Origin of the sequence: Pseudomonas capeferrum (assembly GCF_000731675.1) — a bacterium.
GTDB classification, from domain to species: domain Bacteria; phylum Pseudomonadota; class Gammaproteobacteria; order Pseudomonadales; family Pseudomonadaceae; genus Aquipseudomonas; species Aquipseudomonas capeferrum.
In genome coordinates, this window is the sequence record NZ_JMIT01000001.1 from 1,246,555 (window position 1) to 1,272,165 (window position 25,611).

21 protein-coding genes are annotated in these 25,611 nt (G+C 65.0%); 6 read left to right on the top strand and 15 right to left on the bottom strand.

Going from position 1 to position 25,611, the window contains the following annotated elements:
- Positions 1-13: 13 nt before the first annotated feature.
- From PC358_RS05500 to PC358_RS05510, 3 genes are all read right to left on the bottom strand, one after another.
- Positions 14-1,438, bottom strand: coding sequence for a short-chain fatty acid transporter (locus PC358_RS05500; RefSeq protein WP_156310133.1), 1,425 nt, complete (start codon positions 1,436-1,438; stop codon positions 14-16).
- Between the two features lie 92 nt (positions 1,439-1,530).
- Positions 1,531-2,187: a CoA transferase subunit B gene (locus tag PC358_RS05505; RefSeq protein ID WP_033698033.1), complete on the bottom strand. Its 657-nt coding sequence runs from the start codon at positions 2,185-2,187 to the stop codon at positions 1,531-1,533.
- A gap of 35 nt (positions 2,188-2,222) precedes the next feature.
- The gene (locus tag PC358_RS05510) at positions 2,223-2,921 is read right to left on the bottom strand and encodes a CoA transferase subunit A (RefSeq protein WP_033698034.1); all 699 of its coding nucleotides are present in this window, start codon (positions 2,919-2,921) and stop codon (positions 2,223-2,225) included.
- A 140-nt stretch (positions 2,922-3,061) separates the two neighbouring features.
- Between PC358_RS05510 and PC358_RS05515 the strand changes: the two genes are divergently transcribed.
- Together PC358_RS05515 and PC358_RS05520 are read left to right on the top strand one after the other, a co-directional pair.
- Positions 3,062-3,967: a LysR family transcriptional regulator gene (locus tag PC358_RS05515; RefSeq protein ID WP_033698035.1), complete on the top strand. Its 906-nt coding sequence runs from the start codon at positions 3,062-3,064 to the stop codon at positions 3,965-3,967.
- Positions 3,955-4,776, top strand: a complete 822-nt coding sequence (locus PC358_RS05520; protein ID WP_033698037.1) for an aldo/keto reductase — start codon at positions 3,955-3,957, stop codon at positions 4,774-4,776. Before PC358_RS05515 ends, PC358_RS05520 begins: the two co-directional genes overlap by 13 nt.
- A 133-nt stretch (positions 4,777-4,909) precedes the next feature.
- Here the strand turns inward: PC358_RS05520 and PC358_RS05525 are convergent, their stop codons facing one another.
- From PC358_RS05525 to lexA, 4 genes are read right to left on the bottom strand one after another with little or no spacing between them, the layout of a single operon-like run.
- The gene (locus PC358_RS05525) at positions 4,910-7,990 is read right to left on the bottom strand and encodes an error-prone DNA polymerase (protein ID WP_033698039.1); all 3,081 of its coding nucleotides are present in this window, start codon (positions 7,988-7,990) and stop codon (positions 4,910-4,912) included.
- Positions 7,987-9,405, bottom strand: a complete 1,419-nt coding sequence (locus PC358_RS05530; protein ID WP_033698041.1) for a Y-family DNA polymerase — start codon at positions 9,403-9,405, stop codon at positions 7,987-7,989. Before PC358_RS05530 ends, PC358_RS05525 begins: the two co-directional genes overlap by 4 nt.
- 6 nt (positions 9,406-9,411) lie before the next feature.
- Positions 9,412-10,032, bottom strand: a complete 621-nt coding sequence (imuA, locus tag PC358_RS05535) for a translesion DNA synthesis-associated protein ImuA (protein ID WP_033698043.1) — start codon at positions 10,030-10,032, stop codon at positions 9,412-9,414.
- Positions 10,032-10,640: a transcriptional repressor LexA gene (gene lexA / locus PC358_RS05540; RefSeq protein ID WP_077068526.1), complete on the bottom strand. Its 609-nt coding sequence runs from the start codon at positions 10,638-10,640 to the stop codon at positions 10,032-10,034. Before lexA ends, imuA begins: the two co-directional genes overlap by 1 nt.
- Positions 10,641-10,742: 102 nt before the next feature.
- Between lexA and PC358_RS05545 the strand changes: the two genes are divergently transcribed.
- Positions 10,743-11,399, top strand: coding sequence for an HAD family hydrolase (locus tag PC358_RS05545; protein ID WP_033698046.1), 657 nt, complete (start codon positions 10,743-10,745; stop codon positions 11,397-11,399).
- 121 nt (positions 11,400-11,520) lie between these two features.
- Positions 11,521-12,432 (top strand): LysR family transcriptional regulator, encoded by a 912-nt coding sequence (locus PC358_RS05550; protein ID WP_033698047.1) that lies wholly within the window; start codon positions 11,521-11,523, stop codon positions 12,430-12,432.
- A gap of 35 nt (positions 12,433-12,467) precedes the next feature.
- Here the strand turns inward: PC358_RS05550 and PC358_RS05555 are convergent, their stop codons facing one another.
- Genes PC358_RS05555 through PC358_RS05570 form a run of 4 tightly spaced genes read right to left on the bottom strand, consistent with a single transcriptional unit; the run spans position 12,468 to position 16,734 of the window.
- Positions 12,468-13,811 (bottom strand): MFS transporter, encoded by a 1,344-nt coding sequence (locus tag PC358_RS05555; RefSeq protein WP_033698048.1) that lies wholly within the window; start codon positions 13,809-13,811, stop codon positions 12,468-12,470.
- A 48-nt stretch (positions 13,812-13,859) separates the two neighbouring features.
- The gene (locus PC358_RS05560; protein WP_033698050.1) at positions 13,860-14,189 is read right to left on the bottom strand and encodes an NIPSNAP family protein; all 330 of its coding nucleotides are present in this window, start codon (positions 14,187-14,189) and stop codon (positions 13,860-13,862) included.
- Positions 14,189-15,907: an FAD-dependent oxidoreductase gene (locus PC358_RS05565; protein ID WP_033698051.1), complete on the bottom strand. Its 1,719-nt coding sequence runs from the start codon at positions 15,905-15,907 to the stop codon at positions 14,189-14,191. Before PC358_RS05565 ends, PC358_RS05560 begins: the two co-directional genes overlap by 1 nt.
- Complete coding sequence (locus PC358_RS05570) at positions 15,904-16,734, bottom strand: SDR family NAD(P)-dependent oxidoreductase (RefSeq protein ID WP_033698053.1); 831 nt, start codon at positions 16,732-16,734, stop codon at positions 15,904-15,906. The genes PC358_RS05565 and PC358_RS05570 overlap by 4 nt, the downstream gene beginning before the upstream one ends.
- A 180-nt stretch (positions 16,735-16,914) precedes the next feature.
- Here PC358_RS05570 and PC358_RS05575 point away from each other — a divergent pair, with 180 nt between their 5' ends.
- Complete coding sequence (locus PC358_RS05575) at positions 16,915-17,802, top strand: helix-turn-helix domain-containing protein (protein WP_033698055.1); 888 nt, start codon at positions 16,915-16,917, stop codon at positions 17,800-17,802.
- 15 nt (positions 17,803-17,817) lie between these two features.
- Here the strand turns inward: PC358_RS05575 and PC358_RS05580 are convergent, their stop codons facing one another.
- From PC358_RS05580 to PC358_RS05595, 4 genes are all read right to left on the bottom strand, one after another.
- On the bottom strand, positions 17,818-18,591 hold the full coding sequence (locus tag PC358_RS05580) for an IclR family transcriptional regulator (protein WP_033698056.1): 774 nt from the start codon (positions 18,589-18,591) through the stop codon (positions 17,818-17,820).
- 69 nt (positions 18,592-18,660) lie between these two features.
- Complete coding sequence (locus PC358_RS05585) at positions 18,661-20,118, bottom strand: amidase (RefSeq protein ID WP_033698057.1); 1,458 nt, start codon at positions 20,116-20,118, stop codon at positions 18,661-18,663.
- Positions 20,115-21,425, bottom strand: a complete 1,311-nt coding sequence (locus tag PC358_RS05590; RefSeq protein ID WP_033698060.1) for a citrate-proton symporter — start codon at positions 21,423-21,425, stop codon at positions 20,115-20,117. Before PC358_RS05590 ends, PC358_RS05585 begins: the two co-directional genes overlap by 4 nt.
- A 96-nt stretch (positions 21,426-21,521) precedes the next feature.
- The gene (locus PC358_RS05595) at positions 21,522-22,697 is read right to left on the bottom strand and encodes a M20 aminoacylase family protein (protein ID WP_033698062.1); all 1,176 of its coding nucleotides are present in this window, start codon (positions 22,695-22,697) and stop codon (positions 21,522-21,524) included.
- A 344-nt stretch (positions 22,698-23,041) separates the two neighbouring features.
- Here PC358_RS05595 and uvrA point away from each other — a divergent pair, with 344 nt between their 5' ends.
- A complete protein-coding gene (gene uvrA, locus PC358_RS05600) occupies positions 23,042-25,558 on the top strand; it encodes an excinuclease ABC subunit UvrA (protein ID WP_033698064.1) in 2,517 nt (838 codons plus the stop codon).
- Positions 25,559-25,611: the final 53 nt, after the last annotated feature.

Sequence of the window (25,611 nt, forward strand, 5' to 3'; positions counted from 1 at the left end):
GCTGGCCCTGATCTCAAGGCATCACGGGCGGCACATACTGCAATGTCGTACCCAACGCCCACAGCAGCACCAGTACCAAGGGTGCATGCACCAGCAATTGCACGAACGAGAAGCCGATCAGGTCGCGCGCCTTGAGGCCCAGCACGCCCAGCAGCGGCAGCATGTAGAACGGGTTGATCAGGTTTGGCAGGGCTTCGGCAGCGTTGTAGATCTGCACGGCCCAACCCAGGTGATATTGCAGGTCATTGGCCACCAGCATCACATAGGGCGCCTCGATGATCCATTTGCCCCCGCCCGAGGGGATGAAGAAGCCCAGCACTGCCGAGTACACGCCCATCAGCACGGCGTAGGTATCGTGGGAGGCGATCTGTACGAAGAAGGTGGAAATGTGGTGGGCCAGGGTCTGTTCGTCCACGCCCTTGACCTGGGTGAGGATCGCCGCGATCGAGCCATACAACGGGAACTGGATTAGCACCCCCGTGGTGGTGGGCACGGCACGGGTCACCGCATCGAGGAAGCTGCGCGGGCGCCAGTGCAGCAAGGCACCCAGCATGATGAACAGGAAGTTGTAGGTGTTAAGCCCTGAGATGGCGGTGATTGCAGGCTTGGTGGCGAACTCCTGGTACAGCCAACCACCGGCCAGGGCCACCAGCAGCAAGGTCAGGATCGGGCTGTACTCCAGCCACTCGCCGGGCCGGCTGCGCTGGGCCGGTGGCGGCGCGGTGAAGCTTGGGTCGACGCCGCATTGTTCCGCCGTACGCGCGCTGGTCGCGCCTGGGGCGGTGGCATAGGCCACCACCAGCGATACGATCACCAGCGCCGCCAGCATGACCCCCGACTGCCAGAGGAAGATGGTTTCGGTGAACGGAATCACCCCGGTGATCGACAGAATCGACGGCGGCAAGCTGGCCGGGTTGGCCTGCAGTTGCGCCGCCGAAGACGAAAGGCCCAGCGCCCATACCGCGCCAAGGCCCAGGTAGGCAGCGGCGCCAGCGGCGCGGTAATCCATTTTCAGGTCAGTGCGGCGCGCCAGGGCGCGCACCAGCAGGCCTCCGAAGACCAGCGACAGGCCCCAATTGAGCAACGAGGCCAGCATCGAGACCAGCGCAACCCAGCACACCGCCGAACGGCCGTTGCTGGGGATACGCGCCAAGCGGTCGATCAGCCGAGCGGCAGGCGGCGAGCTGGCCACCACATAGCCGCCAATGACCACGAACGCCATCTGCATGGTGAACGGGATCAAGCTCCAGAAGCCATCGCCGAAGGCCTTGGCGGTGTCGGTCGGTTTGGCACCCATCACCAGGGCACCCAGGCACACCAGCACTACCGCAAGGGCGGCGAATACCCAGGAATCAGGGAACCAGCGTTCAGCCCAGTTGGAACAGCGCAAGGCAAAGCGGGCGGAACGGCTGTCTTGGATTTCAGCGGCCACAGTCATGTCCTTTTATTGGTTTTGTCGAACTGATCTTGAATCAACAGCAAAAACCCTGTGCAAGCTCGCTCGCACAGGGTTGATGATCACAGCAGAGGTTAGAACGTCATCTCTTTCACATCATCCGGCACGATCAGCTTGCCGGCGGTCTTCTCGATGATTTCTTCGACGCTTACCCCCGGCGCCGTCTCGCGCAGGATGAAGGTGCCATTGTCGATCTCCAGGTACGCAAGGTCGGTCAGTACCTTGCGAATGCAACCGGCACCGGTCAACGGCAGGCTGCAACGCTCCAGCAACTTGGACTCACCGTCCTTGGAGGCGTGGGTCATGGTGACGATGATGTTGTCGGCACCGGCCACCAGGTCCATGGCGCCGCCCATGCCCTTGACCAGCTTGCCGGGGATCATCCACGAGGCGATGTTGCCTTGCACATCCACTTCGAAGGCGCCCAGCACGGTGAGGTCGACGTGGCCACCACGGATCATGGCGAACGATTGCGCCGAATCGAAGATCGATGCGCCACGGCGGGCGGTAACGGTCTGCTTGCCGGCGTTGATCATGTCGGCATCGATCGTGCTTTCGGTAGGGAACTCGCCCATGCCGAGCAAGCCGTTTTCCGACTGCAGCATGACATCCATATCGTCGGGTACGTAGTTGGCCACCAGGGTCGGAATGCCAATGCCAAGGTTGACGTAGTAGCCGTCCTTCAGTTCACGGGCGACGCGTTGCGCCATCTGTTCGCGGGTCAGTGCCATGGTCAGGATCTCTTTGTTGTTCTGAAGGAGGGCGCTCAGGCCTTGACGGTGCGCTTTTCGATACGCTTTTCGAAGGTACCGACAATCACACGGTCCACGAAAATACCGGGGGTGTGGATCTCGCTGGGCAGCAGCACGCCCGGTTCGACGATCTCTTCCACTTCAACCACGGTGATCTTGCCGGCGGTGGCCGCCAGCGGGTTGAAGTTCTGCGCGGTGTTGCGGTACACCACGTTGCCGTAATGGTCGGCCTTCCAGCCCTTGACGATGGCGAAGTCACCGGTGATGGATTCTTCGAGAATGTAATGGCGGCCTTTGAATTCACGCACTTCCTTGCCATCGGCGACTGGGGTGCCATAGCCGGTGGCAGTGAAGAAGGCCGGGATGCCAGCGCCGCCGGCGCGCATTTTTTCGGCCAGGGTACCTTGTGGGGTGAGTTCGACTTCCAGTTCACCACTGAGCAGTTGGCGTTCGAATTCGGCGTTCTCGCCCACGTAGGAAGCGATCATCTTGCGAATCTGGCGCTCTTCCAGCAGTACACCCAGGCCGAAACCATCGACACCGCAGTTGTTGGAGACCACGGTCAGGCCCTTGACGCCACGGCGCTTGATCTCGTTGATGAGGTTTTCCGGGATGCCGCACAGGCCAAAGCCACCGGCCAGTACCGTCATGTTGTCGGTCAGGCCGTCAAGGGCCTCTTCATAGGTTGCTACGCGCTTGTCCAGTCCGGCCATGTTGATCCGCCTTTTGTAGTTGTTGAACCGACGAGGCTGTCGGTGAGCGTGTGCTGACATCTTCACCGCAGACGACTGATTTGTTAATTTTGTTTTCATCATTGATTGATAACGTTTTCAAAACAAACAGTAGGCCCGTCATGAACGTCAAGCAACTCCGCGCCTTCGTCGCCGTGGCCAAGTACCAAAGCTTCGCCCAAGCCGGCGAGCATCTGCATGTTTCGCAACCGGCATTGAGCCTGACCATCAAGGCCCTTGAGGAAAACCTCGGCGGCGCCTTGCTCAGCCGCACCACCCGCAGTGTCAGCCTGACGGCCGAAGGTGAAGTACTGCTGCCACTGGCGCGGCGCCTGCTGGCCGACTGGGACGACACCGAAGAACTGCTGCGCCAGCGCTTCACCCTGCAACTGGGTCGGGTTTCAGTGGCGGCGATGCCGGCTTTTGCAGGCAACTTGCTGCCCCGCTCGCTCAAGGTGTTTCGCCAGCGCTACCCGAAGGTCAACGTCACCGTGCACGATGTGATCAACGAACAGGTACTGGAACTGGTGCGCCATCGTCGCGTCGAACTGGGCATCGGCTTCGAACCGGACAACACCGATGGCCTGGCCTTCTACCCGTTGTACATGGACCGCTTCGTCGCCGTGGTACCCGCCGACTCACCGTTGGCGTTGTTGCCCGGGGTCAGTTGGGCACAACTGCTGGCCGAAGATTTCATTGCCTTGCAGCGCCCTTCGGCGGTGCGTCTGCTGATGGAACAGAACGTTGCGGCCAGGCACGGCAAACTGGCAGTGGCGTTCGAAAGCCATCAGCTGTCGACCATTGGGCGCATGGTTGCCAGTGGCCTGGGCGTCAGCGCAGTACCGGCGCTGTGCATCAACCAGATGCAGGAGCTCGGCGCCCGCTGCCTGCCCTTGGTCGAGCCCTCGGTTGAACGGCGCATCGGTGTCATTGCCCTGAGCGAGCACAAATTGTCCACCGCAGCGCAAGCGCTGCTCGAGGTACTGCTTTCCCATACCCTGATCCCGGAGGTGACATGCGACACGTGAAACTGGCAGGTTCGAGCGTTCCGGCCATTGGCCAGGGCACCTGGTACATGGGTGAAGACCCCGGCCGCCGTGCAGCAGAGGTGTCTGCCCTGCAACAGGGTATCGAGCTTGGCCTGAGCCTGATCGACACTGCTGAAATGTATGCCGAGGGCGGCGCGGAGGAAGTGGTCGGCCAGGCCATCGCCGGGCGTCGGGACCAGGTGTTTCTGGTCAGCAAGGTCTACCCGCACAATGCCAGTACGCGGGGCGTGCCGGCTGCCTGCGAGCGCAGCCTCAAACGCCTGGGTACCGACTGCATCGACCTGTACCTGCTGCATTGGCGTGGCCAGCATCCACTTGAGCAGACCGTCGAGGCGTTCGAGCGCCTGCGCGAACAGGGCAAGATCAAGCGCTGGGGGGTGTCCAACTTCGACGTCGATGACCTGCGCGAGTTGAACAACCCCGATTGCGCCACCAACCAGGTGCTGTACAACCCGACGCAGCGCGGCATCGAGTTCGACCTGCTGCCGTGGAGCCAGAAGCATGCATTGCCAACCATGGCGTACTGCCCACTGGCTCAGGCCGGGCAGTTGCTGCAGCATCCTGTGCTGCTGGAGATCGCCGAGCGCCATGGCGCGTCAACGGCCCAGGTCAGTCTGGCCTGGGTGACACGTGAAGATGGGGTGATCGCCATTCCCAAGGCGGTAGCGCCAGAACATGTGCGGCTGAATGCGGCGGCGGGTGTGCTGACCTTGAGCAGCGAAGACCTACGGGCAATCGACCGGGCGTTTCCACCGCCGGCCCGCAAACAACGGTTGGCGATGGTCTGACCGACACCGCCCTTGTAGGAGCGGCCTTGCGTCGCGAAAGGGCTGCGCAGCGGCCCCAGGATTTCAGCGTCACCGCATATAATGCCGGGGCCGCTGCGCAGCCCTTTCGCGACGCAAGGCCGCTCCTACACACTCAGTGAAAATCGCGGCTACGAACATTCAGCCCCTGCAGCAAGGGGCTGACATCCTCCAGCCGTCGGGCGATCAGGTGGCGAACGCCATTCTCCTGCTCCAGCCGCCCGCTCACCTTGAGCAATTGCGAGCCCACCAATGCTCGCCGCTGCCGCTCGGCCAAGTCACGCCACACCACCACATTGACCATGCCGTACTCATCCTCCAACGTCACGAACGTCACCCCGCTGGCGGTTTGCGGGCGTTGCCTGCCCACCACCAGCCCGGCCACGGCAATGCTGTCGCCATGCTCGACAGCAGCCAGCTCGCACGAACTGCGACAGCCCAACGCGCGCAAGCGTGGGCGCAGCAGTGTCAACGGGTGTGGCCCAAGCGTGGTACCCAAGGTCTGATAATCACTGACAAGGTCTTCACCCACGGTCGGCGCCGGTAGCGCCACCGCGCCCTCTGGCACTGCGTCCACTTCAGCGAACAAGGGCAGTTGCGGTTGCACGGCCGCCACCTGCCAGCGCGCCTGGTGGCGGTCACGCGCCAGGGCCCTCAGTGCCCCGGCGTCCGCCAGGCGGGCGCGGGCACGCTGGTCGAGCCCTGCACGCAGGCACAGATCTTCGACATCGCGCCAGGGCCGTTGCGCCCTCGCCTGCTCCAGGCGCCGAGCATCGGCCTCGGCAAAGCCCCGAATCTGCCGCAACCCCAGGCGAATGGCTAGGGCATTGTCAGCCACGCGCTCGAGCGTGCAATCCCACTCGCTGTGAAACACATCCACCGGCCGCACCTCGATACCTTGGCGCCTGGCCTCCTGCAGCAGTTGGTCGGGGCTGTAGAAACCCATGGGCCAACTGTTGACCAACGCACAGGTGAAAATGGCCGGCTCATGGCACTTGAGCCAACTGCTCGCATAACACAGCAAGGCAAAGCTGGCCGCGTGAGACTCAGGAAAGCCATAGCTGCCGAAGCCCTTGATCTGCTCGAAGATGCGCTCGGCAAACGACAAGTCGTAACCATTGCGCAACATGCCTTGTATCAGCCGCTCACGGTGCGGCTCCAGCCCACCGTGGCGCTTCCAGGCGGCCATGCTGCGCCGCAACTGGTCGGCCTCGCCCGGGCTGTAGTCGGCAGCCACCATGGCCAGTTCCATGACCTGTTCCTGAAACAGCGGCACCCCCAGGGTACGCTCGAACACTTCCTGCAACTTCGGCGAGGGGTAGGTGACCGGTTCCTGCTTCAGGCGCCTGCGCAAGTAAGGGTGGACCATGTCGCCCTGGATCGGCCCGGGTCGCACGATGGCCACCTCGATCACCAGGTCGTAGAAGGTGGTGGGTTTGAGCCGAGGCAACATGGCCATTTGCGCCCGTGATTCGATCTGGAACACGCCCATGGTCTCGGCCCGACTGATCATCGCGTAGGTAGCCGGGTCCTCAGCTGGAATGCTCGCCAAGGTCAGCTGCCGGCCACGGTGGCGTTGCAGCAGGTCGAAACAACGGCGCAAGGCGCTGAGCATGCCCAGGGCCAGCACATCGACCTTGAGCAGCCCGACCATGTCCAGGTCGTCCTTGTCCCACTGGATCACCGTGCGGTCTTGCATCGCGGCGTTTTCCACCGGCACCAGTTGGTCCAGCGGTTGCTGCGAGATGACAAAGCCGCCAGGGTGTTGCGACAGGTGCCGGGGAAAGCCGATCAGCTCAGCGGCCAGAATCAGCACCCGCCGCAACGATGGGCTGCTGGCCTCGAAACCCGCTTCGGCCAAGCGCTGTGCATCGGGGATGCGATCACTCCAGCGGCCGCAGCACTTGGCCAGTGCATCCACCTGATCGGCCGGCAACCCCAGTACCCGCGCCACATCACGCACCGCTCCGGCAGCGTGATAGGTGTTGACCACGGCGGTGAGTGCGGCGCGATGCCGGCCATAGCGACGAAACACGTACTGGATCACTTCTTCGCGGCGGTCGTGCTCGAAGTCCACGTCGATGTCGGGCGGCTCGTTGCGCTCGCGTGACAGAAAACGCTCGAACAGCAGGCGGTGCTGCATGGGGTCGAGTTCGGTAATCCCCAGCACGAAACACACCACCGAGTTGGCTGCCGAACCCCGGCCCTGGCAGAGGATACGCTGGCTGCGGGCGAAGGCGACGATGTCGTGCACGGTCAGGAAGTAGCTTTCGTAAGCCAGCTCTTCGATCAATGCCAGCTCCCGTGCCAGCACTTCGCGCACCTTGTCGCTCGGCCCGGCCGGCCAGCGCAACGGCAAGCCTCGCTCGCACAGTTCGCGCAGCCAGCTTGCGGGGGTATGGCTTTCGGGCACCAGCTCACGCGGGTACTGGTACTTGAGTTCGCTGAGGTCGAAACGGCAGCGTTCGGCAATGGCCAGGGTCTCGGCCAGCAAATCGGCGGGGTACAGCTCCTGCAGCTGCTGCGCGTTGCGCAGGTGACGCTCGCCATTGGCGAACAGGTGGCGCCCGGCCTCGGCTACCTGGCAGTGCTGGCGGATGGCGGTCATGCAATCCTGCAGGGCACGGCGACCGCGTACGTGCATGTGCACGTCGCCGCAGGCCACGGCACGGACACCGACCTTGCCCGCCAGTTCACGAAGCTTGCCGAGGCGCACCTCGTCGTCACTGCCTCGGTGCAAGTGCACCGCCAGCCAGAGCCGCTCGGCGAACAACGTGTGCAGCCAGTGGCCAGGCGCAGGGTCATCGGGGTCGTCGGCTATCCATAGCGCCAGCAACCCTTGATTGTGCGCGCGCAGGTCATCGCCGAACACCTGATACGCGCCCTTTTCCGCCCGCCGTCGCGCACGGGTAATCAGTGCGCACAGGCTCTGGTAGCCCGCCAGGTTTTCCGCCAGCAGCACCAGCCTGGGGCCATCCTGCAGGCGTATTTCACTGCCGACAATCAGTTGTAGCTGGTGCTCCTTGGCCGCCTGCCAGGCGCGCACGATACCGGCCAGGGTGCACTCATCGGTGATCGCCAAGGCTTGGTAGCCCTGCTCGCGGGCACGCCGGAACAACTCATCGGCACTCGACGCCCCCCGCTGGAAGCTGAAGTTCGACAGGCAATGCAATTCGGCATAGCCGAATGTATTCATGCGAACCAACCTTGCAACCACAACGGGCCAGGCTGGCTGAGGTCTCGGTAGGCCCAGCCACGCAGGCCTTCGCGGGTTTCGATGCGGTAGTAGTCGCGACGCACGTCGCCACCGTCCCACCAGCCCGATTCGATGCGCTCGGCTTGGCCCAACAAGCGGTGCCCTGCGTCGTCAAGTGCCAAAGGCGTCGGGAGCAGCCAGCCGGGGCGGCTACCTGGCATCAGTTGCAGGCTCGCGCGTGCGCCCTGCTCCACCGCTTGCCAGGCGCATTCGGGGCGATGGTCGGCCTGGGCGCTCAGCCCTTTTACCGCCTCATCGCCCAAGCGCGCACGCAACCGCTCACGCAGCTGCTCCCAAGGCTGCGCCTGCTGCGCGCGGGGGTCGAACAGCGCCTGGTGCTGGGGCACGAAGGGTGGCAAGTCATCGGCGACCAGGCGCAGGTTGCGTACCGGGGCGCGCAGCTGCAGCGGCTCCAGCCGCCCTTTGGCCAACTCGAAGAGCATGCCGGCATCACGCTCGGCTGCCAGCAGGCCCACCTGCAGTTGCGTGTCAGGCCCTTCGGCATGCTCAAGGTGCAGGCAGAAGCGTTGCACGCCGCAATCGCGCCCGGCCAGGAACGCGCCAAGGTCATTGAGCATTCTGCGCAATGGGAACAGCAGCGCCTGGTGCGATTCAACGTCAAAGTTCAGCTCCAGACGCGCTTCGAAGCGGTCAGGCGGCTGGTAGAAAGCCAACCCCAGGTTACGCAGGCCCAGCAACTGGTCCAAGTGCAGCTGGACCTGGGCAGAAAAGCGTTTGGCCAGGGCATCGCGAGGCAAGGCCATGACCTGGCCGAGCTGGCGCAGCCCCATGCGGGCAAAGGCCTCGGCGGCCTCCTGAGGCAGCCCGACACGCTCGATTGGCATGCGTGCCAGCACTGCGCGCGCCTCTTCGGCGCAGGTCACCGCCAAGCCATCGTGGCCATTGGCGAGCATGCGCGCCGCCACCGGGTTGCTGGCCAGCACAATGCGCTGACGCAAGCCCAACTCGCCAAGCTCTTGGCGCAGCCGTGCCTCGAACAAGGGCCAGGGGCCGAACAATTGCAGGCTGGAGCCTACTTCAAGCAGCAGCGCCCGTGGGTAATGCAGGCTCACCTGGGCGCTGAAGCGATAGGCCCAGGCTGCCAGCAGTTGTTGCAACTGTTCGATGCGTTTGCCGTCGGCCTCCACGCAGGTGAAGCCATCGGCCAGGGCACGGGCTGCTGTCAGGGTCTGCCCGGCACGCAGGCCCAATGCCGCAGCAGCGGGGTTGACCGCCTGCAAGACGCGCCGCTGAGTGGGGCCGCCAATCAGCACCAGTGGCGTATCGGGGTCGTCGCGTTCGCGCAGCACCGTGTCCAGCGCCAGCTGTGGCAGCAGAATGCAGGCCCAGAGCATGATGCATCAGCCCTGCCCGGGGCAGGCGATGGGCAGCGCCGGGGGCATGCCACCTCGGCTCTTGAGCACGCGCCATTGTGCTGGCCGGGTGTCGATGGCAATGCGCAAAGCGGCTGGCGACGGGTTGTTTGCCGCCTGCTGCGGGCGGCAGGCGAAGGCCAGCGCCTGGCCGGTTTCGGCGGCCACCTGCAGGCGCCGCAGAGCACGGTCATCGGCGCGTTCTGGCCAGCACAGCACGGCGGCGCAACTGCCCGAGCGCAGGCATTGCTCAGCCGCCCAGAGCGCGTCGACCGGCGCGGCGGCGACCTGGACCAGCCAGCGTAAATCCACCCCCGCTGCCTGCCAGGCCGGGGCAAAGGGAATAAACGGTGGCGCGACCAGCACTACCCGACCGCCTTCAGCGGTCAGGCGTGCCAGCGAAGGCCACAGCAACTTCAGCTCACCGCAACCGGGGCTGGCCAGCAACAGTTCGCTGAGCGCTGCGGCCGGCCAGCCGCCCTCTGCAAGGCGTTGGTCCAGCGCGGCATGGCCGGTGGGCTGCAACCCCAGAGGCCGAGCCTGAACCTGCCGACCGCGCCAGACCTGACGCTGGTCGAGCAGCCTGTCGAGATCGACCACCGCGCCCATCAGTCGCGCCTCAGCAGGCCGCAGAACACGCCTTCGATGAAGAACGCCTGTTCAGGCCCCACATCAATCGGCGCATAGGCCGGGTTGCGTGGCAGCAGCCGGTAACCACCGGCCTGGCGCTGCAAGCGCTTGATGGTCACCTCGCCGTCCAGGCGGGCAACCACGACCTGCCCGTCACGGGCCTCGCCCTGCTGGCGAATGCCGACCAGGTCACCGTCGAAGATGCCGTCGTCGATCATGGAGTCACCGCGCACCTTCAACAGGTAATCGGGTGTGCGCCGGAACAGGCTGGGGTCGATCAGCAATTGCTCGTGGATACCGAGGTCCGGGCCGATCGGCGCACCTGCGGCGACCTGGCCCAACACGGGCACTTCGAGAATTTCCGGGCGGCGCAGGGGCTGGGCCAGGCGAATGCCACGCGCCTGGTTTGGCGTGACGTCGATGTAACCGGCCTGGCACAGGGCGGTGATGTGCTTGCGCGCGACGCTGCGCGAGGCAAAGCCGAAGCGCGTGGCGATGTCGGCGAGGCTCGGGGGCTGGCCGTGATCGGTGATGCGCTCACGAATGAATTCGAGAATGGCGCGGCGTTTGGGGGTCATATTGTCCATGGAGCACATTTGTACTCTTTTCCCAGCGCACTGAACAGCCCCCTTCGTCGTCTGCTTTGGTTATGATCGTTGGGCTTGTGTTTTTTCATACCTGGATACCTGATGCTGACTGCCCTGCTGTTCGACCTCGACGGAACCCTTACCGATACCGATACCCTGCACTTGCAGGCTTTCCGCCAGTTGCTGCGTGAGCATGATGGCCGCGAACTTTCCCAGGCCCAGTTCGATGCGCAGGTTAGTGGCCGGGCCAACGGCGAACTGTTCGCCGAGCTGTTTGCCGATGCCAGCCCACAGGAGTGCCTGGCACTGGCAGACCGCAAAGAGGCGTTGTTCCGCTCGCTGGCGCCATCGCTCGAGCCGATGCCGGGGCTGTTGCGCCTGCTGGAGCACGCCCAGGCCTATGGCCTGGGCATGTGCGTGGTCACCAACGCGCCGCGGCTCAATGCCGAGCACATGTTGCAGGCCATGGGGCTGGGGGCACGTTTCGAGCATGTGCTGGTGGCCGAAGAGCTTGAACGTGCCAAGCCGGACCCGCTGCCCTACCTGACCGGGCTGCAGCGCCTTGGCGCGGTGGCCGGTCAGGCGCTGGCCTTCGAGGACTCGCTGCCTGGGGTCCGGGCTGCCAGCGGGGCGGGTATCTTTACGGTGGGGGTTGCCACGACGCAGACAGCCGAACGGCTGATGGAGGCGGGTGCTGGGTTGGTGATTCGGGACTTTGATGATCCGCGGTTGTGGGCGTTGATTGAATCGATGGGGTGATGGCTTTGGAGCATGCCTTGAGCGCTCTAGCGCCTATGAGATCGAGCGCCGCCCGCGCGGCGCATCGCGAGCTAAGCTCGCTCCTACATTTGTCCCACGCGCCCCTCCTCCAGGCCCCCACATGCTCATCGACGAAGAACTGACCCTGAAAAAGCTGGAAACCTTCCTCGCCTTCATGCGCAGTGGCAACCTCGGCCGGGCCGCCGCCGAACTCGCCACCAGTGCCGTCAGCGTGCACCGCGCCATCCACTCGCTGGAAAACGCCCTGCGTTGCCCCCTGTTCAAGCACGAAGGTCGCCAGCTGATCCCGCTGGAAAGTGCCTACGTGCTGGAAAAAAAAGCCCGCCAGCTGATCCAGGACGCCGAGCAGATGGTCCGCCAGACCCGCGAGGCCGCAGGCTTCTATGCCGAACGCTTCCGCCTTGGCGCCCTGTATTCGCTGACCGTGAAGACCGTGCCAAAACTGGTCATGGGCCTGAAGCTACGCCGCAGCGAGCTCAACATCGACCTGACCCTGGGCTCGAACGTCGACCTGCTGCAACGCCTGAAAAACCACGAACTGGAGGCCATCCTGGTATCGCTCGACGAAAGTGTCAGCGACCCCGCCTGCGAGCAACTGCCGCTTTTCTCCGACGATATCTTCCTCGCCGTCCCCACCGACTCGCCCTTTGCCGAACAAGCCGAGGTGGACCTGGCAGACCTCGCCGACTCCACGTTCATCACCCTGACCCAAGGCTTCGCCACCCACCGTGACGGTGCGCGGGTATTCCAGCAGGCAGGGTTCGAGCCCAAGGTGGCCATGCAGGTGAACGATATCTTCACCCTGCTGAGCATGGTCAGCTCGGGCGTGGGCTTTGCCCTGCTGCCAGGGCGGATCGCAGCGGTGTACGAGAACCGGGTGCGGCTGATTGCCCTGCAGCCGCGCTATCGTCTGCAACAACATATCGGCGTGGTGTTTCTGAAAGCACGGGAGCGGGAACCGAACCTGTTGGCGTTGCTGGCGCAATGCAGGATGTACAGCCGGGAAAACTGAACAAGGCCTGCAGGGCTTTTGCACGCCAGCACAGATTACACCACCTGCCGTGCAGCGCGTCGGCCTGAACCGGCATGGCGCCCTTGCAGCAGCACGGCCAGCGCAGCCAGCACCGCCGGTACAAGCAACGACGCGAACACCTGCGCGAAGCTCCACCCCATTGCCAGCATCTGGGCGCCGGCAAACGCACTGAGAATCGCCCCGAAACGGCCGATGCCACTCATCCAGCTGGCACCGGTCGCGCGCGCTTCGGTCGGGTAGAACGCTGCCGCCAGCGCATTCATGCCCACACTGGCACCATTGAGGCCAAAGCCCACGGCCCAGGCAATCGTGCACAGCCAGGTGAAGTCCCCGGCCACTTGGCCAATGGCGAAGATCACTGCGCCGCTGAACAGGAAGGTCAGCATCAGCACGCGTTGCGGGTTGCAGCGGTCCATGGCCCAGCCCACCGAAATCGCCCCCAGCGGCCCGCCGATCTGGAAGCAGGCGGTGACGATGGCCGCTTCGGCTACCGAGAAGCCACCGCCCTCCTTCACCAGAGTGGGCAACCAGCCGCTGAACAGGTAGACCAGAAACAACGCCAGCACGTAGCCGGTCCAGAGCATGAAGGTGCCGAAGCGATAGCGCGGCGAAAGGATGGTGCCAATTGCCCCACCGCTGCTCGGCGTGCTGGGCGGCAGCACAAAAGTGCTGTCGGCGCTGATGCGCCCCGGCGCCAGGCGGCTGACAATGGCGCGTATGCGTCGCACATCGGCACCCTTGCTGACCAGGAAGGTGACCGATTCGGGCAGCCGCCAGCACAGCAACGGCAAGGTCAGCAGCGGCAGCACGCCACCCAGCACCAGCACACTGCGCCAGCCCAGGTTCGGGATCATCCAGGCACTGACAAAGCCGCCTGCCGCCGCGCCCAGGGAAAAGCCGCAGAACGCCAGGGTGATCAGCAACGAGCGGCTGCGCGCCGGCGCGTATTCGCTGACCAGGGTGCTGGCATTGGGCATGGCGGCGCCCAAGCCCAGCCCGGTGAGAAAACGCAGGGCCACCAGGGTTTCAAGGTTGGGCGAAAACGCCGAAGCCAGGGTCCAGACGCCAAACAGCAGGACGCTGCCCAGCAAGACCACCTTGCGCCCGTAGCGATCTGCCAGGGGGCCGGCGATCAAGGCCCCGAGCGCCAGGCCGATGAGGGCGGCGCTCAGCACCGGGCCCAGGCTTTGCGCGTTCAGGCCCCAGTCGCTTTTCAGCTGCGGGGCGATGAAACCGATGATGGCGACGTCCAGCCCGTCCAGGGCGATGATCAGAAACCCCAGAAAGACCACCCACTTCTGGTAGCGGCCGATGGGTTGCTGGTCGATCAGTTGGCGCACATCGATAGCGTTGTTCATGGGTATCACCTGTTGTTGTTTTTATGCGGGTGCAGGGCCCCGGTGGCATTAGCGGTGAGCGAGGCTGTGCAGCCGCACCGGCCTGATGATCCGCGTCTCCTGGGCCACCACCAGGTCACGGGTGGCGTGCAGGTAGGCGGCGAAGTCCGGGTCGGCATCGCGGGCGGCGCTGCGCGTTTCGAAGTCATCCAGGCTGTCGTAGCCCCACAGGTGCACCACCTGGTTCAGCGGGCCGATGCTGCTGGTGTAGAAGGCCAGTGGCGCCCCCAGATGGCGCAGCAGAATCGGCATCGCCAACTGGTCGAAGGCCTCGAGAAACGCCGCCATGCCACGTGGGCGAATGGTGTAGATCCGATGGTCGACGATGGCCTTGTCCATCACGCCACCTCCCGTGCATTGGCCGCAGTCGCCAGGCCTTGTTCGACGCCTGCCAGATGGCGCCCGGTGATGTAGCCAAAGGTCATGATCGGCCCCAGGGTGATGCCTGCGCCGGGGTAGTTGCCGCCCATGATGCTGGCGCGGTCGTTGCCAACGGCATACAGCCCCTCGATGGCCCGCTCATCGGTGCCGAGCACTTCGCCGACCACACTGGTGCGGATCCCGTCGAAGGTACCCAAGTCGCCCATGATCACCTTCACGGCAAAGTAAGGCCCCTCGCCCAGCGGCGCCACGCAAGGGTTGGGCGCGTGTTGCGGGTCGGCCAGATAACGATTGAAGCGGGTAGTGCCACGCCCGAACTGGCGGTCCTCACCCTGAACGGCGCCCAGGTTGTACTCACGCACGGTCTGCTCCAGCCCGGCGGCATCGATCCCGGCCTTGCCGGCCAGCTCTGCGAGGCTGCGCCCCTTGAGCAGGTAGCCATTGCGCAACAGCGGCCCCAGCGGCATCGGCGCGGGCTTGGCGAAACCCAGGCCATACTTGGCCAGGGTGCGGCGGTCACAGACCAGCCACATGGCGGTTTCCGGCTGCTCGGCACAGGCTTCGATCAACGCTGCCCCCACATCGTGGTAGGAATTCGATTCGTTGGTGAATCGCTTGCCCGAGCGCAGCACCCCGATCACACCGGGCTTGTAACGATCGAGCAAATGCGGAAAGGCAACGTAGCGCCCTGCCCCCATGGGCACTTTCGATACCGGCATCCAGGCCGCTGCGGCTTGCAGGCGGATATCGACCTTGGCGCCCAATGCTTCGGCCATGCGGGCACCATCACCCGTGTTGCCTTCAGGCACCGGCGAAAAATGCTCACCGCCGCGACGCACATGCGGGTAGGCCTGCTTCAACCGTTGCAGGTCGTGGGAGAACCCGCCACAGGCCAGCACCACACCCCGCCGCGCTTCGATACGCAGCTCGCTGTCGCCTTGCTTGGCCAACACCCCCGTGACCCGGTTGCCTTCAAGCAACAGTTGCCTGGCCGGGGTGCCGGTCAGAATCGGAATATCCAGGTCCAGCGCCGACCTCACCAGTCGCGCCGCCAAGGCATTGCCGCTGGTGACCTGAGTACCGCGCCGGTACAGCGCCAGCTCTTTGAAATGGGTTAGCAAGCGCTTGGCCACATAAGCGAACGACGACAGTGAACGCGTGACATTGAAGAAGTGCTTGAGGTCGGCATTCGACGAGTTGAACATCATGCCGATGAAAGTGATGGTCTTGAGCGGTGGCCGCAGGCGTGCCATGTCTGGCCCCAGGCCCCGGATATCGTAGGGCGCCGCCAGTATCGAGCGGCCGACCTCGACGCCACCCTCCACCTGCGGGTGGTAGTCGGGGTACAGGGTGGGGACGAATTTGACGGCTGTCTCGCGCTCGAAGAAGTCCACCATGCGTGGCCCGTGGCGCAGAAACGCCTTGACCGCCGCTTCGTCGAAGCAGTCGCCGGTTTCGTTGCGCAAGTAGGTAAGTGCCGCCGCCTCGCTGTCGTTTACCCCATGTCGGCTGCACGGCACCCACAGCACCCCGCCGGAAAACGCCGTGGTGCCGCCGAAGCAGTCCGCCTTCTCGATCACGATTACATCCAGGCCGTGCTTTTTCGCGGTGATCGCTGTCGCCAGGCCACCGGCCCCCGCCCCCACCACCAGTACATCGCAGTTGCGCGTGTTCATGGGCGAACGCCCTCGAAGCCTGGGCGTGGGATCAATGCCATGGGCATGCTCTCCAGCCCGCCATCGACGGTCAGCTCGGCGCCGTTGATGTAGTCGGCGCGCGGGCTGGCGAGAAACAGGACTGCTTCAGCGATGTCCTGCGGCTCGCCGATCCGCTGGTTGGCGGTCATGGCGCTGCGCTGGCGCTCGATGTGCGGGTCGGCGTAGAACGCGGCCGACAACGGCGTGCGGATCAACCCGGGGCACACCGCATTACTACGCACCCCGCGCGGGCCCCACTCCACGGCTATTTGCCGCGACAACAGGCTGACACCGGCCTTGGCCGCGCTGTAGGCACCGCTGTTGGGTTGTGGGTAATGAGCGGCGATGGACGCAATATGCACGATCCGCCCCTGGCCACGGGCAAGCATCGAACGGCCGAAGGCCTGGGAACACAGCAGGTAGCCGCTGAGGTTGACCGCCAGTACCTGGTTCCATTGCTCCAGGCTCAGCGTTTCAAGGGCACCGGGGCGCAACACACTGGCGTTGTTGACCAGTACATCGCAGCGACCGTGCAGCGCCTGCACCTGTGCCGCCGCCTGGCTGACGCTGTCGGGGTCGGCGATGTCGCAGCCCAGCGCGCTGACCTCGCCGACGCTGTGCTCGCCCAAGGTCGCCGCCAGCTCGCGGCATTTATCCAGGTCGCGATCCAGCAACACCACATGGGCATGCTGCCCCACCAATGCGGCAGCCAGGGCCGCGCCAATGCCGCCGGCCGCGCCGGTTACCACGCAAACGGCAGAGTCCAGGCCCAGCCAGTGATCAGTCGTCATCTTGTTGTTATGCATGCTGCTCTCCAGAGTGTCGCTTCATCTGGCAAACAGCCTAGGGCCGGCACGTGCCCGGGCAGAATGGACAAAACCTGCAACCCACCCCACATTCCCGACAATTTCGTCCACTGGCCCTTAACCCGGCAAGCCGCTGTGGCACAGTAGCCGGGTATCGATCACAACAATAACTACAAGACCATGAACAAGATCCCCAACTACGCCCTGTACGGCGAAACCGCGCAGCCGGTGTGGCACGAGTCCCTGCATGTGGAGTCGATCTCGCAACGCTCCGGCGCCTACAACTGGGAGATTGCCGCGCACCGTCATGAAGGCCTGCTGCAGTTGCTGTACCTGCAAAGCGGTGCCGGCGAAGTGCTGTTCGACAGCGACCGCGTGCAGGCCCGGGCGCCCTGCGTGGTGTACGTGCCGGCGCAGGTGGTGCATGGTTTTCATTGGGCCGGCGCGGTCGAGGGCCAGGTGATCACGGCGGCGCAGCATCCGCTGGAAAGTATCGCCCAGGTACTGGCACCGAACCTGCTGGCACAGGTGCGCAAACCCCAGGTGATCGCCCTGCCGCAGTGGGACGCCGACGAAGACCCGCTGCTACCGCTGTGCCGCGCACTGCGTGAGGAATACCACAACCGCGCCCGCGAGCATGTGGCGTGCAGTATGTCGCTGTTGCTGACGCTGATGATCCAGGTGTTGCGCCACGAGCCGCAGGCCCGCGCCGGCGAGCAGCGTCTACCGTCGAGGCGCAGCCAGCAACTGACCAGGTTCCGTGAGCTGGTGGACATGCACTACCGCGCGCATTGGTCGCTCGGTGATTACGCCGGTGAGCTCGGGCTGACCTTGACCACGCTGGGGCGGCTGTGCCAGGAGCATCTGGGCATGACGCCGATGAACGTCATCAATGCCCGCCTGGTGTTGGAGGCCAAACGGGCGCTGGGGCATTCGAGCCTCAGTGTGAAAGAGATTGCCCATGAGCTGGGGTTTGTCGATGTCGGCTACTTCAGCCGGTTTTTCCGCAAGCATTCAGGGGTGAGCCCGAGTGGGTTTCGTGAGGCCGCAGGGCGAAAGGGCCCGTAATTTCGCACAGCACCCTCAAGCCTCCAGTGCCTGCTGCACCTGGCCCACTGTCGCCGCCAAGCGCTGCAGATGCAGGCTCAACACCCGCTCTACCGGCGCCTGGTCCTCCGGCCAGTGCAAGGCAATGCTACCCGCCAGCCGCCCTTCAACCCGCACCGGCAACGCGATCGCCCGGATCAGGAACGGCAACCGCACCGGGTACTCCCAGTGCCCCTCGGTGCGCTGACCAAAGCCCTTGTGCGCATCGTCCTCGATATCGCGCAACAGCGTTTCATCACCCAACTGCTGGTGGCTGGCCAGGCGCTGCACTTCGTCGCTGTGCATTTCCCCCAGGCATGCCCGCCCCATTGCCGAGTGAAACAGGCTGGCATGGTGCCCGACGATCTGGCAGTTGTTCGGGTAGCGCTTGCGCAGCACCAGGGGGATGGCGCTTTCCATCACTTCAAGGCGCTCGCCATCGAAGCACGACAGGTCCGCCACCAGCCCGGTGCGCTCGCTCAGTTCCAGCAACCAGGGCGCTGCGTGTTCGACCAGGCGCCGCTTCAAACGCAACTGGCGGTCACCGAACAGGCGCCGGGCGCACAGGCGATAACGCCGATCACTCAAGCCCCGGTAGACCCAGCCCTGCTCCTGCAAGGTGGCCAGCATTCGCGACACCGTGGCCTTGGGTAGGGCCGTCAGGTAATGCAGCTCCTCCAGCCCTAACGCCTGGTGTTCGCCGAGCAAATCGACGATGGCCAGCGCCCGCTCCACCGAGCGCACGCCGCCGCTGTCTGTCGTGGTGCCCATGTGTCTGACCTCCCTGTCTCTGCGTGGATGGTCATGATGCCCAGCAAAAAACGCGCCTGCCCAGGGTGCTCAACGTGATTGCAGGCAATTAGGCGGCTGCCGCTCGACCCAACGGGTCAGTTGTTCATGGGCATACGCCAGCTGCAGCACGGCTTGGTCGGCCTGGGCGGGGCCTATGATCTGCAGGCCCATCGGCAGCCCCGCGGCATTGAAGCCAACCGGTACGCTCATGCTCGGCAAGCCGGCCAACGTCGGGCCGATGACTACCTCCATCCAGCGGTGGTAGGTGTCCATCGCCTGCCCGCCGACCACCTTCGGCCACGCTTGGGCTGCGTCGAAAGGGAACACCTGGGCAGCAGGCAACAGCAGAAAATCGTAACGTTCAAACAGGGTGTTCAACGCCTGGTACCAGGCGCTGCGGTCCAGCGAGGCCTGGTAAACGTCCGCCGCCGTCAGGCGCTGGCCCCCTTCAACCTCCCAGCGCGCCTCGGGTTTGAGCAGTGCGCGCTTCGCGGGGTGGGCATAGGCTGCGCTCAGGCTTCCGTGCACCAGGAAGTGGCGGTGAGTCAGCCAGCATTGCCACAGGCGCGCCATATCGAAGCCTGGCTGGCACGCTTCGACTTCGCAACCCAGCGCGGCGAAGTCCGCCAAGGCCGCTTCGCACAGGCCCATTACCCCGTCATCCATCGGCAGGTAACCGTCATGGCTGCCCAGCCAGCCGACCCGCACGCCCTTGAAATCACGCGGCAGCCCATGGGCGAAGTCGCGCGGGCCGTCGCGCAGTGACAATGGCACCCGCGCGTCATGGCCGGCCTGGACCGACAGTAGCCGCGCCACATCTGTCACCGTGCGCCCCATCGGGCCCTCGGTGGCCAGCTGCTGCATGAACAGCTCCGGTGTCGGCCCATATGGCACCCGCCCTTGCGAAGGGCGCAGGCCAAACACATTGTTGAACGCCGCCGGGTTGCGTAGCGAGCCCATCATGTCGCTGCCATCGGCCACCGGCAGCAAGCGCAGGGCCAGGGCCGCAGCTGCCCCGCCACTGCTGCCACCGGCCACGCGGCTCGGGTCGTAGGCGTTGAGGGTGGTGCCGAACAGCGTGTTGTAGCTTTGCGAGCCGAGGCCGAACTCCGGCACATTGCTCTTGCCGATGATGATCGCCCCGCTGGCGCGCACCCGCGCCACGCTGAGCGCATCCTGCTCGGGCACATGCTCGGCGAACAGCGGCGAGCCCAGCGTGGTACGCAGCCCCGCCGTGGCCGCCAGGTCCTTGACCGCCTGCGGCATGCCATGCATCCAGCCCCGCGACTGCCCGCCCGCCAGCTCGCGGTCGCGCGCGTCGGCCTCGGCCAACAGCACCGCGCCCTCGCGCAGCGACACCAACGCATTGACCTGCGGGTTAAAGCGTTCGATATGGCCCAGGTAGGCCTGCATCACTTCACGGCACGACACTTGGCGGGCATGAATCGCCTGGGACAGCGCCTCGGCATCCAGGGCAACGATCGGGTCGATGGCTAACAGGTTCACGGTTTCACTCCAAGGTTGAAGGCAACAGCCTTGCCAGCACGCGGGGCCTCTTTCAGGCAATAGGTGCCCAGCAGCGTCAGCAGGCACGCGAATAGCACATAGAACGACGGCGCCACCGGCGTGCCGAGCACCTTGCTCAGCCAAGTGACGATCAGCGGGGCGAAGCCGCCGAACACCATCACCGCAACGTTGTAGGCCACCGACACCCCGGTGGAGCGCACCTCGATCGGGAACTGCTCGGCCAGGGCGGTCGGCGCCGGGCCGAAGAAGCCGCCGATGGCAGTGCACAGCAGCAGTTGCATCACCAGCAGGCGCTCGATCGATGGCGCCGCCGCTACCCAGACATACAACGGGTAGACCATCACGAAGAACGCCAAGGTAAAGGCCATCAGCACCGGCCGCCGGCCCAGGCGGTCCGATAACGCACCCGCCAGGGGGATCACCACGGTCATCAGGCCCACGGCCAGCATCTGCACCAGCAACACCTGGTCCAGCGGCAGGCCCAGGTTCTTGTGGGCGAAGGTTGGCATGTTCACCAGCACGACATAGAACGACACCGTCGCCCCACAGGCCAAGCCCATCGACACCAACAGGCTGCGGCGGTGCTCACGCAGTACCTGCCACAAACTCGGCGCCTGGCCCTTGGCCTGCTTGCGGGCTTCGAGGAACTCCTCGGGCTCTTCCATGTGCTTGCGAATCCACAGCCCCACCGGGCCGATCAGCAAGCCGATCACGAACGGGATCCGCCAGCCCCAGCTGTCCAAGGCCTCGGGCGTGCACAGGTGGGTGACCAGCGCCACCATCGCCGCCCCACTGAACACCGCCAGGCATTGCCCCACCAGTTGCCACGAACCATACAGCCCCTTGCGGTGGGCCGGTGCGCTTTCCACCAGAAACGCCGTGGCACTGGCGTATTCACCGCCCGTGGCAAAGCCCTGCAGCATGCGCGCCACCACGATCAGCAGCGGCGCGCCCATGCCGATGGCCACGTAGCTGGGGGCAAAGGCGATCATCGCGATGGACACCGTCATCAGGCGGATGATCAGTTGCATCGCCGCCTTGCGCCCCTTGCGGTCGGAATACATACCCAGCAGCACCCCGCCCACCGGGCGCATGAAAAAGCCCACGCCGAAGGTGGCCAGGGCCATCAGCAGCGAGGCGTACTCGTCGTCGGAGGGGAAGAACTGACGGGCGATGATGCTGGCCAGAAAGCCGTACACGATAAAGTCATACCACTCCAGGGCATTGCCGATGACCGCCGCGACCACTTGCCGGGTACGCGACGCGCCTGTATTGGAAGTCTGCATGCGGAGCACTCCATCAATCTGTTGGCCAGAAACGCTTCAAGTGATCGCCCAGGCACGCTCGCGCCCGGGTTCCAGCGGCAGTCGTCAATGCAGGGTTCAGGCGGGCTCGAGCCAGCGCTCGGTCAGCGCGCCCCAGTAAGCGGCGCCGGTCAGCAGGATGTCGTCGTTGAAGTCATAGGCCGGGTTGTGCACCATCGGCCGCTTCACGCCATTGCCAATGAACAGGTAGGCGCCAGGGCAGCGCTGCAGCATCCAGGCAAAGTCCTCGCTGCCCATCAGCTTGCGGGTATTGCCATCCACCGCGTCGGCGCCGAGCAGTTCGACACCGACCTGGTGGGCAAAGGCGTTTTCGGCGGCGTGGTTGACCAGCACCGGGTAAGCGGGACGATGCTCGATGCTGGCGGTGCAGCCATAGCTCTGCGCCTGGCTGACGATGATCGCCTGCACCCGCTCCAGGGTCTGTGCGCGCACCTCGGCATTCAGGGCGCGCAAGCTCAGACGCAGCAGGGCCTGCTGCGGGATCACGTTGGCTGCCTCGCCAGCCTGCAGCGCACCGACGGTCACTACTGCCGCTTCCTGCGCATCGATGTTGCGCGCCACCACGGTCTGCAACGCCATCACCACACTGGCCGCTGCCACCAGCGGGTCGACCGTCAGGTGCGGCATGGAACCATGCCCACCGACCCCCTCGATGGTCACCGTGAGCAAGTCCTGCGAGGCCATCATCGGCCCCTCACGCAAGCCCAGGTGCCCCGCTGGCAGCCCGGGCATGTTGTGCATGCCGAACAAGGCATCGCAGGGGAAGCGCTCCAGCAGGCCGTCGGCGAGCATCGCCTCGGCGCCACCTTGGCCCTCTTCAGCCGGCTGGAAGATCAGCGTCAGCGTGCCATCGAACTGGCGGGTAGCAGCCAGGTAACGGGCGGCACCCAGCAACATGGTGGTATGCCCGTCATGGCCGCAAGCGTGCATGCAGCCCTGGTGGCGGCTGCTGTAGGCAGCGCCGGTGGCCTCGTGAATGGGCAGCGCGTCCATGTCGGCACGCAGGCCGAGCTTGCGTGGGCTGCTGCCGTTGCGCAGCACGCCGACCACGCCGGTCTTGCCGATGCCTGTGTGCACCTCGTAGCCCCAGTCTTTGAGCAATTGCGCGACCAGGGCCGAGGTGCGGCTTTCTTCGAAACCGAGTTCGGGGTGAGCGTGGATATCGTGGCGGATGGCGTGCAGGTCGCTGGCCACGTCGTTGAGCCAGGCCAGGATGTGCTGATGGTGCGGCATGTGGAATCTCCTCGCGCGGGTGGGTCCCGTTCTTGTTGTTCGCTTTGAGATCACGACGGGGAAGGCAGGTCGTGGTTACGGACAGATAAGCGCGACGGGGGCCGGAGCACAATTGAATGTGGTTCCACGGGGTGGAACATGGCAGCGAAGGGGGATTGCGGGCGGGCGGCTATGGGTATGTCTTGGGAGTTTTTGCGCCTATGAGATCGAGCGCCGCGCGGGCGGCGCTCGATCTCGCAGGCGCTAAACCTCCCAACCCCTACACCTGCCAGCCCCCCCCAATCCCCGCACAGCCCCTCAAATTACTGCTACCGTGCCCCATTTCCCCAGCCAAGGAGCGCCCAATGCCACCACGCAACCCAACCCCTACCGGTTTCGTCCGTGTCCGTGGCGCTCGCGAGCACAACCTCAAGAACATCGACGTGGACATCCCCCGCGACGCGCTGGTGGTGTTCACCGGTGTATCCGGCTCGGGCAAATCTTCATTGGCCTTCTCCACCCTGTATGCCGAAGCCCAGCGCCGCTACTTCGAATCGGTCGCGCCCTATGCCCGGCGCCTGATCGACCAGGTTGGCGTACCCGACGTGGACGCCATCGAAGGCCTGCCCCCTGCGGTGGCCCTGCAGCAGCAACGCGGCACGCCAAGCGCGCGCTCCTCGGTCGGCAGCGTCACCACATTGTCCAGCTCGATCCGCATGCTCTACTCGCGTGCCGGCCACTACCCGGCCGGGCAGGCCATGCTGTACGCCGAAGACTTCTCGCCCAATACCCCACAAGGGGCCTGCCCCGAATGCCACGGCCTGGGCCGTGTCTACGAGGTGAACGAGGCAACCATGGTCCCCGACCCGTCGTTGACCATACGTGAGCGGGCGGTGGCCGCCTGGCCGATGGCCTGGCAGGGCCAGAACCTGCGCGATATCCTGGTGACCATGGGGTATGACGTTGACACCCCCTGGCGCGACCTGCCCCAGGAGCAACGCGACTGGATCCTCTACACCGAAGAAACCCCCACCGTGCCGGTCTACGCCGGGCTCAGCCCGGCGCAGACCCGCGCCGCACTCAAGCGCAAGCTCGAACCCAGCTACCAAGGCACCTTCAGCGGCGCCCGGCGCTACGTGATGCACACGTTCATGCATTCGCAGAGCGCGCAGATGCGCAAGCGCGTCTCCCAATTCATGCGCCCAAGCCCCTGCCCGCTGTGCCAGGGCAAACGGCTCAAGCGCGCAGCGCTGGCCGTGACCTTCGCCGGCCGCGACATCGGCGAGCTGTCGCGCCTGCCTTTGCAGACGCTGGCCGAGGTATTCCGCTCGGTGGCAGCCCCCGGTTATCTGCAACAGCACGAAGACACCCTGACCCTGGAAAAGCGCCTGGCCGCCCAGCGCATCGCCCACGAACTGCTGGAACGAATCGCGCCGCTGATTGACCTGGGCCTCGGCTACCTGGCCCTGGAACGCAGCACGCCGACACTGTCCTCGGGCGAACTGCAACGCCTGCGCCTGGCCACCCAGCTCAACTCGCAACTGTTCGGCGTCATCTACGTGCTCGACGAACCGTCGGCCGGCCTGCACCCGGCCGACAGCGAAGCGCTGTTCGACGCCCTGCAACGGCTCAAGCAGGCGGGCAATTCGGTGTACGTGGTGGAGCACGACCTGGACACCATGCGCCGCGCCGACTGGCTGGTGGATGTCGGCCCGGCAGCCGGCGAGCATGGCGGGCAGGTGCTGTACAGCGGCCCGCCCGCAGGCCTGGCCGAGGTCGAGGTATCGCGCACCCGAGCCTATCTCTTCGCCCCGCAGCAGCCGGCCGCTCGAGCGCCACGACAGCCGCAGGCCTGGCTGCAGCTGGAGGGCATCACGCGCAACAACCTCAACAACCTCAGTACCCGGTTCCCTTTGGGGTGCTTCACCTCGGTGACCGGTATTTCCGGCTCGGGCAAGTCGAGCCTGGTCAGCCAGGCGCTGCTGGAGCTGGTCGGTGCCCACCTGGGCCATGCCGAACAGCGTGCCGAGCCCGAGGAGCAGAGCCTGGAAGACGAGCCCGAGCAAACCAGCGCAGGCCGTGTCAGCGCGGGCCTGGACAACATCAAGCGGCTGGTGCAGGTCGACCAGAAGCCCATCGGCCGCACGCCGCGCTCCAACCTTGCCACCTACACCGGCCTGTTCGACTACGTGCGCAAGCTGTTCGCCAGCACCGAGCAGGCCAAGGCGAACGGCTTCGATGCCGGGCGGTTTTCGTTCAACGTTGCCAAGGGCCGTTGCGAGAACTGCGAGGGTGAAGGGTTCGTCAGCGTCGAGCTGCTGTTCATGCCCAGCGTGTATGCACCCTGCCCCACCTGCCATGGCGCCCGCTACAACCCCGATACCCTGGCAGTGACCTGGCAGGGCATGAACATCGCCCAGGTGCTGCAACTGACCGTCGACCAGGCCCTTGCGGTGTTCGCCGAACAACCGCCGGTACGACGCTGCCTGCAAGTCCTGCAGGATATCGGCCTGGGTTACCTGCGCCTGGGGCAGCCGGCCACCGAGCTGTCCGGCGGCGAGGCGCAACGCATCAAGCTGGCCACCGAGCTGCAGCGCACCGCGCGCGGGGCGACGCTGTACGTGCTGGACGAGCCCACCAACGGGCTGCATCCGCAGGACATCGACCGGCTGCTGGTGCAACTCAATCGTCTGGTCGATGCCGGGCATAGCGTAGTGGTGGTCGAGCATGACATGCGTGTGGTGGCGCAAAGCGACTGGGTGATCGACATCGGGCCGGGGGCTGGGGATGCCGGCGGCAAGGTCGTGGTCAGTGGGACGCCACAAACGGTTGCCCAGTGCAAAGACAGCCGCACCGCCAGCTTCCTGGCCAAGGCGTTGTAGGCGCGGCAAACTTGAGCGCAGACAGTTTTAATGCCCCAGCCCCTCACGTACAG

Excerpts from the sequence above, each read along its gene's own strand:
- PC358_RS05575 (WP_033698055.1), top strand. The coding sequence starts at position 16,915 with ATGAACAAGATCCCCAACTACGCCCTGTACGGCGAAACCGCGCAGCCG.
- uvrA (WP_033698064.1), top strand. The coding sequence starts at position 23,042 with ATGCCACCACGCAACCCAACCCCTACCGGTTTCGTCCGTGTCCGTGGC.
- PC358_RS05505 (WP_033698033.1), bottom strand. The coding sequence starts at position 2,187 with ATGGCACTGACCCGCGAACAGATGGCGCAACGCGTCGCCCGTGAACTG.
- PC358_RS05515 (WP_033698035.1), top strand. The coding sequence starts at position 3,062 with ATGAACGTCAAGCAACTCCGCGCCTTCGTCGCCGTGGCCAAGTACCAA.
- PC358_RS05555 (WP_033698048.1), bottom strand. The coding sequence starts at position 13,811 with ATGAACAACGCTATCGATGTGCGCCAACTGATCGACCAGCAACCCATC.
- PC358_RS05520 (WP_033698037.1), top strand. The coding sequence starts at position 3,955 with ATGCGACACGTGAAACTGGCAGGTTCGAGCGTTCCGGCCATTGGCCAG.
- imuA (WP_033698043.1), bottom strand. The coding sequence starts at position 10,032 with ATGGGCGCGGTGGTCGATCTCGACAGGCTGCTCGACCAGCGTCAGGTC.
- PC358_RS05500 (WP_156310133.1), bottom strand. The coding sequence starts at position 1,438 with ATGACTGTGGCCGCTGAAATCCAAGACAGCCGTTCCGCCCGCTTTGCC.
- PC358_RS05595 (WP_033698062.1), bottom strand. The coding sequence starts at position 22,697 with ATGCCGCACCATCAGCACATCCTGGCCTGGCTCAACGACGTGGCCAGC.
- PC358_RS05550 (WP_033698047.1), top strand. The coding sequence starts at position 11,521 with ATGCTCATCGACGAAGAACTGACCCTGAAAAAGCTGGAAACCTTCCTC.
- PC358_RS05560 (WP_033698050.1), bottom strand. The coding sequence starts at position 14,189 with ATGGACAAGGCCATCGTCGACCATCGGATCTACACCATTCGCCCACGT.
- PC358_RS05580 (WP_033698056.1), bottom strand. The coding sequence starts at position 18,591 with ATGGGCACCACGACAGACAGCGGCGGCGTGCGCTCGGTGGAGCGGGCG.
- PC358_RS05565 (WP_033698051.1), bottom strand. The coding sequence starts at position 15,907 with ATGAACACGCGCAACTGCGATGTACTGGTGGTGGGGGCGGGGGCCGGT.
- PC358_RS05530 (WP_033698041.1), bottom strand. The coding sequence starts at position 9,405 with ATGCTCTGGGCCTGCATTCTGCTGCCACAGCTGGCGCTGGACACGGTG.
- PC358_RS05570 (WP_033698053.1), bottom strand. The coding sequence starts at position 16,734 with ATGCATAACAACAAGATGACGACTGATCACTGGCTGGGCCTGGACTCT.
- PC358_RS05510 (WP_033698034.1), bottom strand. The coding sequence starts at position 2,921 with ATGGCCGGACTGGACAAGCGCGTAGCAACCTATGAAGAGGCCCTTGAC.
- PC358_RS05590 (WP_033698060.1), bottom strand. The coding sequence starts at position 21,425 with ATGCAGACTTCCAATACAGGCGCGTCGCGTACCCGGCAAGTGGTCGCG.
- PC358_RS05525 (WP_033698039.1), bottom strand. The coding sequence starts at position 7,990 with ATGAATACATTCGGCTATGCCGAATTGCATTGCCTGTCGAACTTCAGC.
- PC358_RS05545 (WP_033698046.1), top strand. The coding sequence starts at position 10,743 with ATGCTGACTGCCCTGCTGTTCGACCTCGACGGAACCCTTACCGATACC.
- lexA (WP_077068526.1), bottom strand. The coding sequence starts at position 10,640 with ATGGACAATATGACCCCCAAACGCCGCGCCATTCTCGAATTCATTCGT.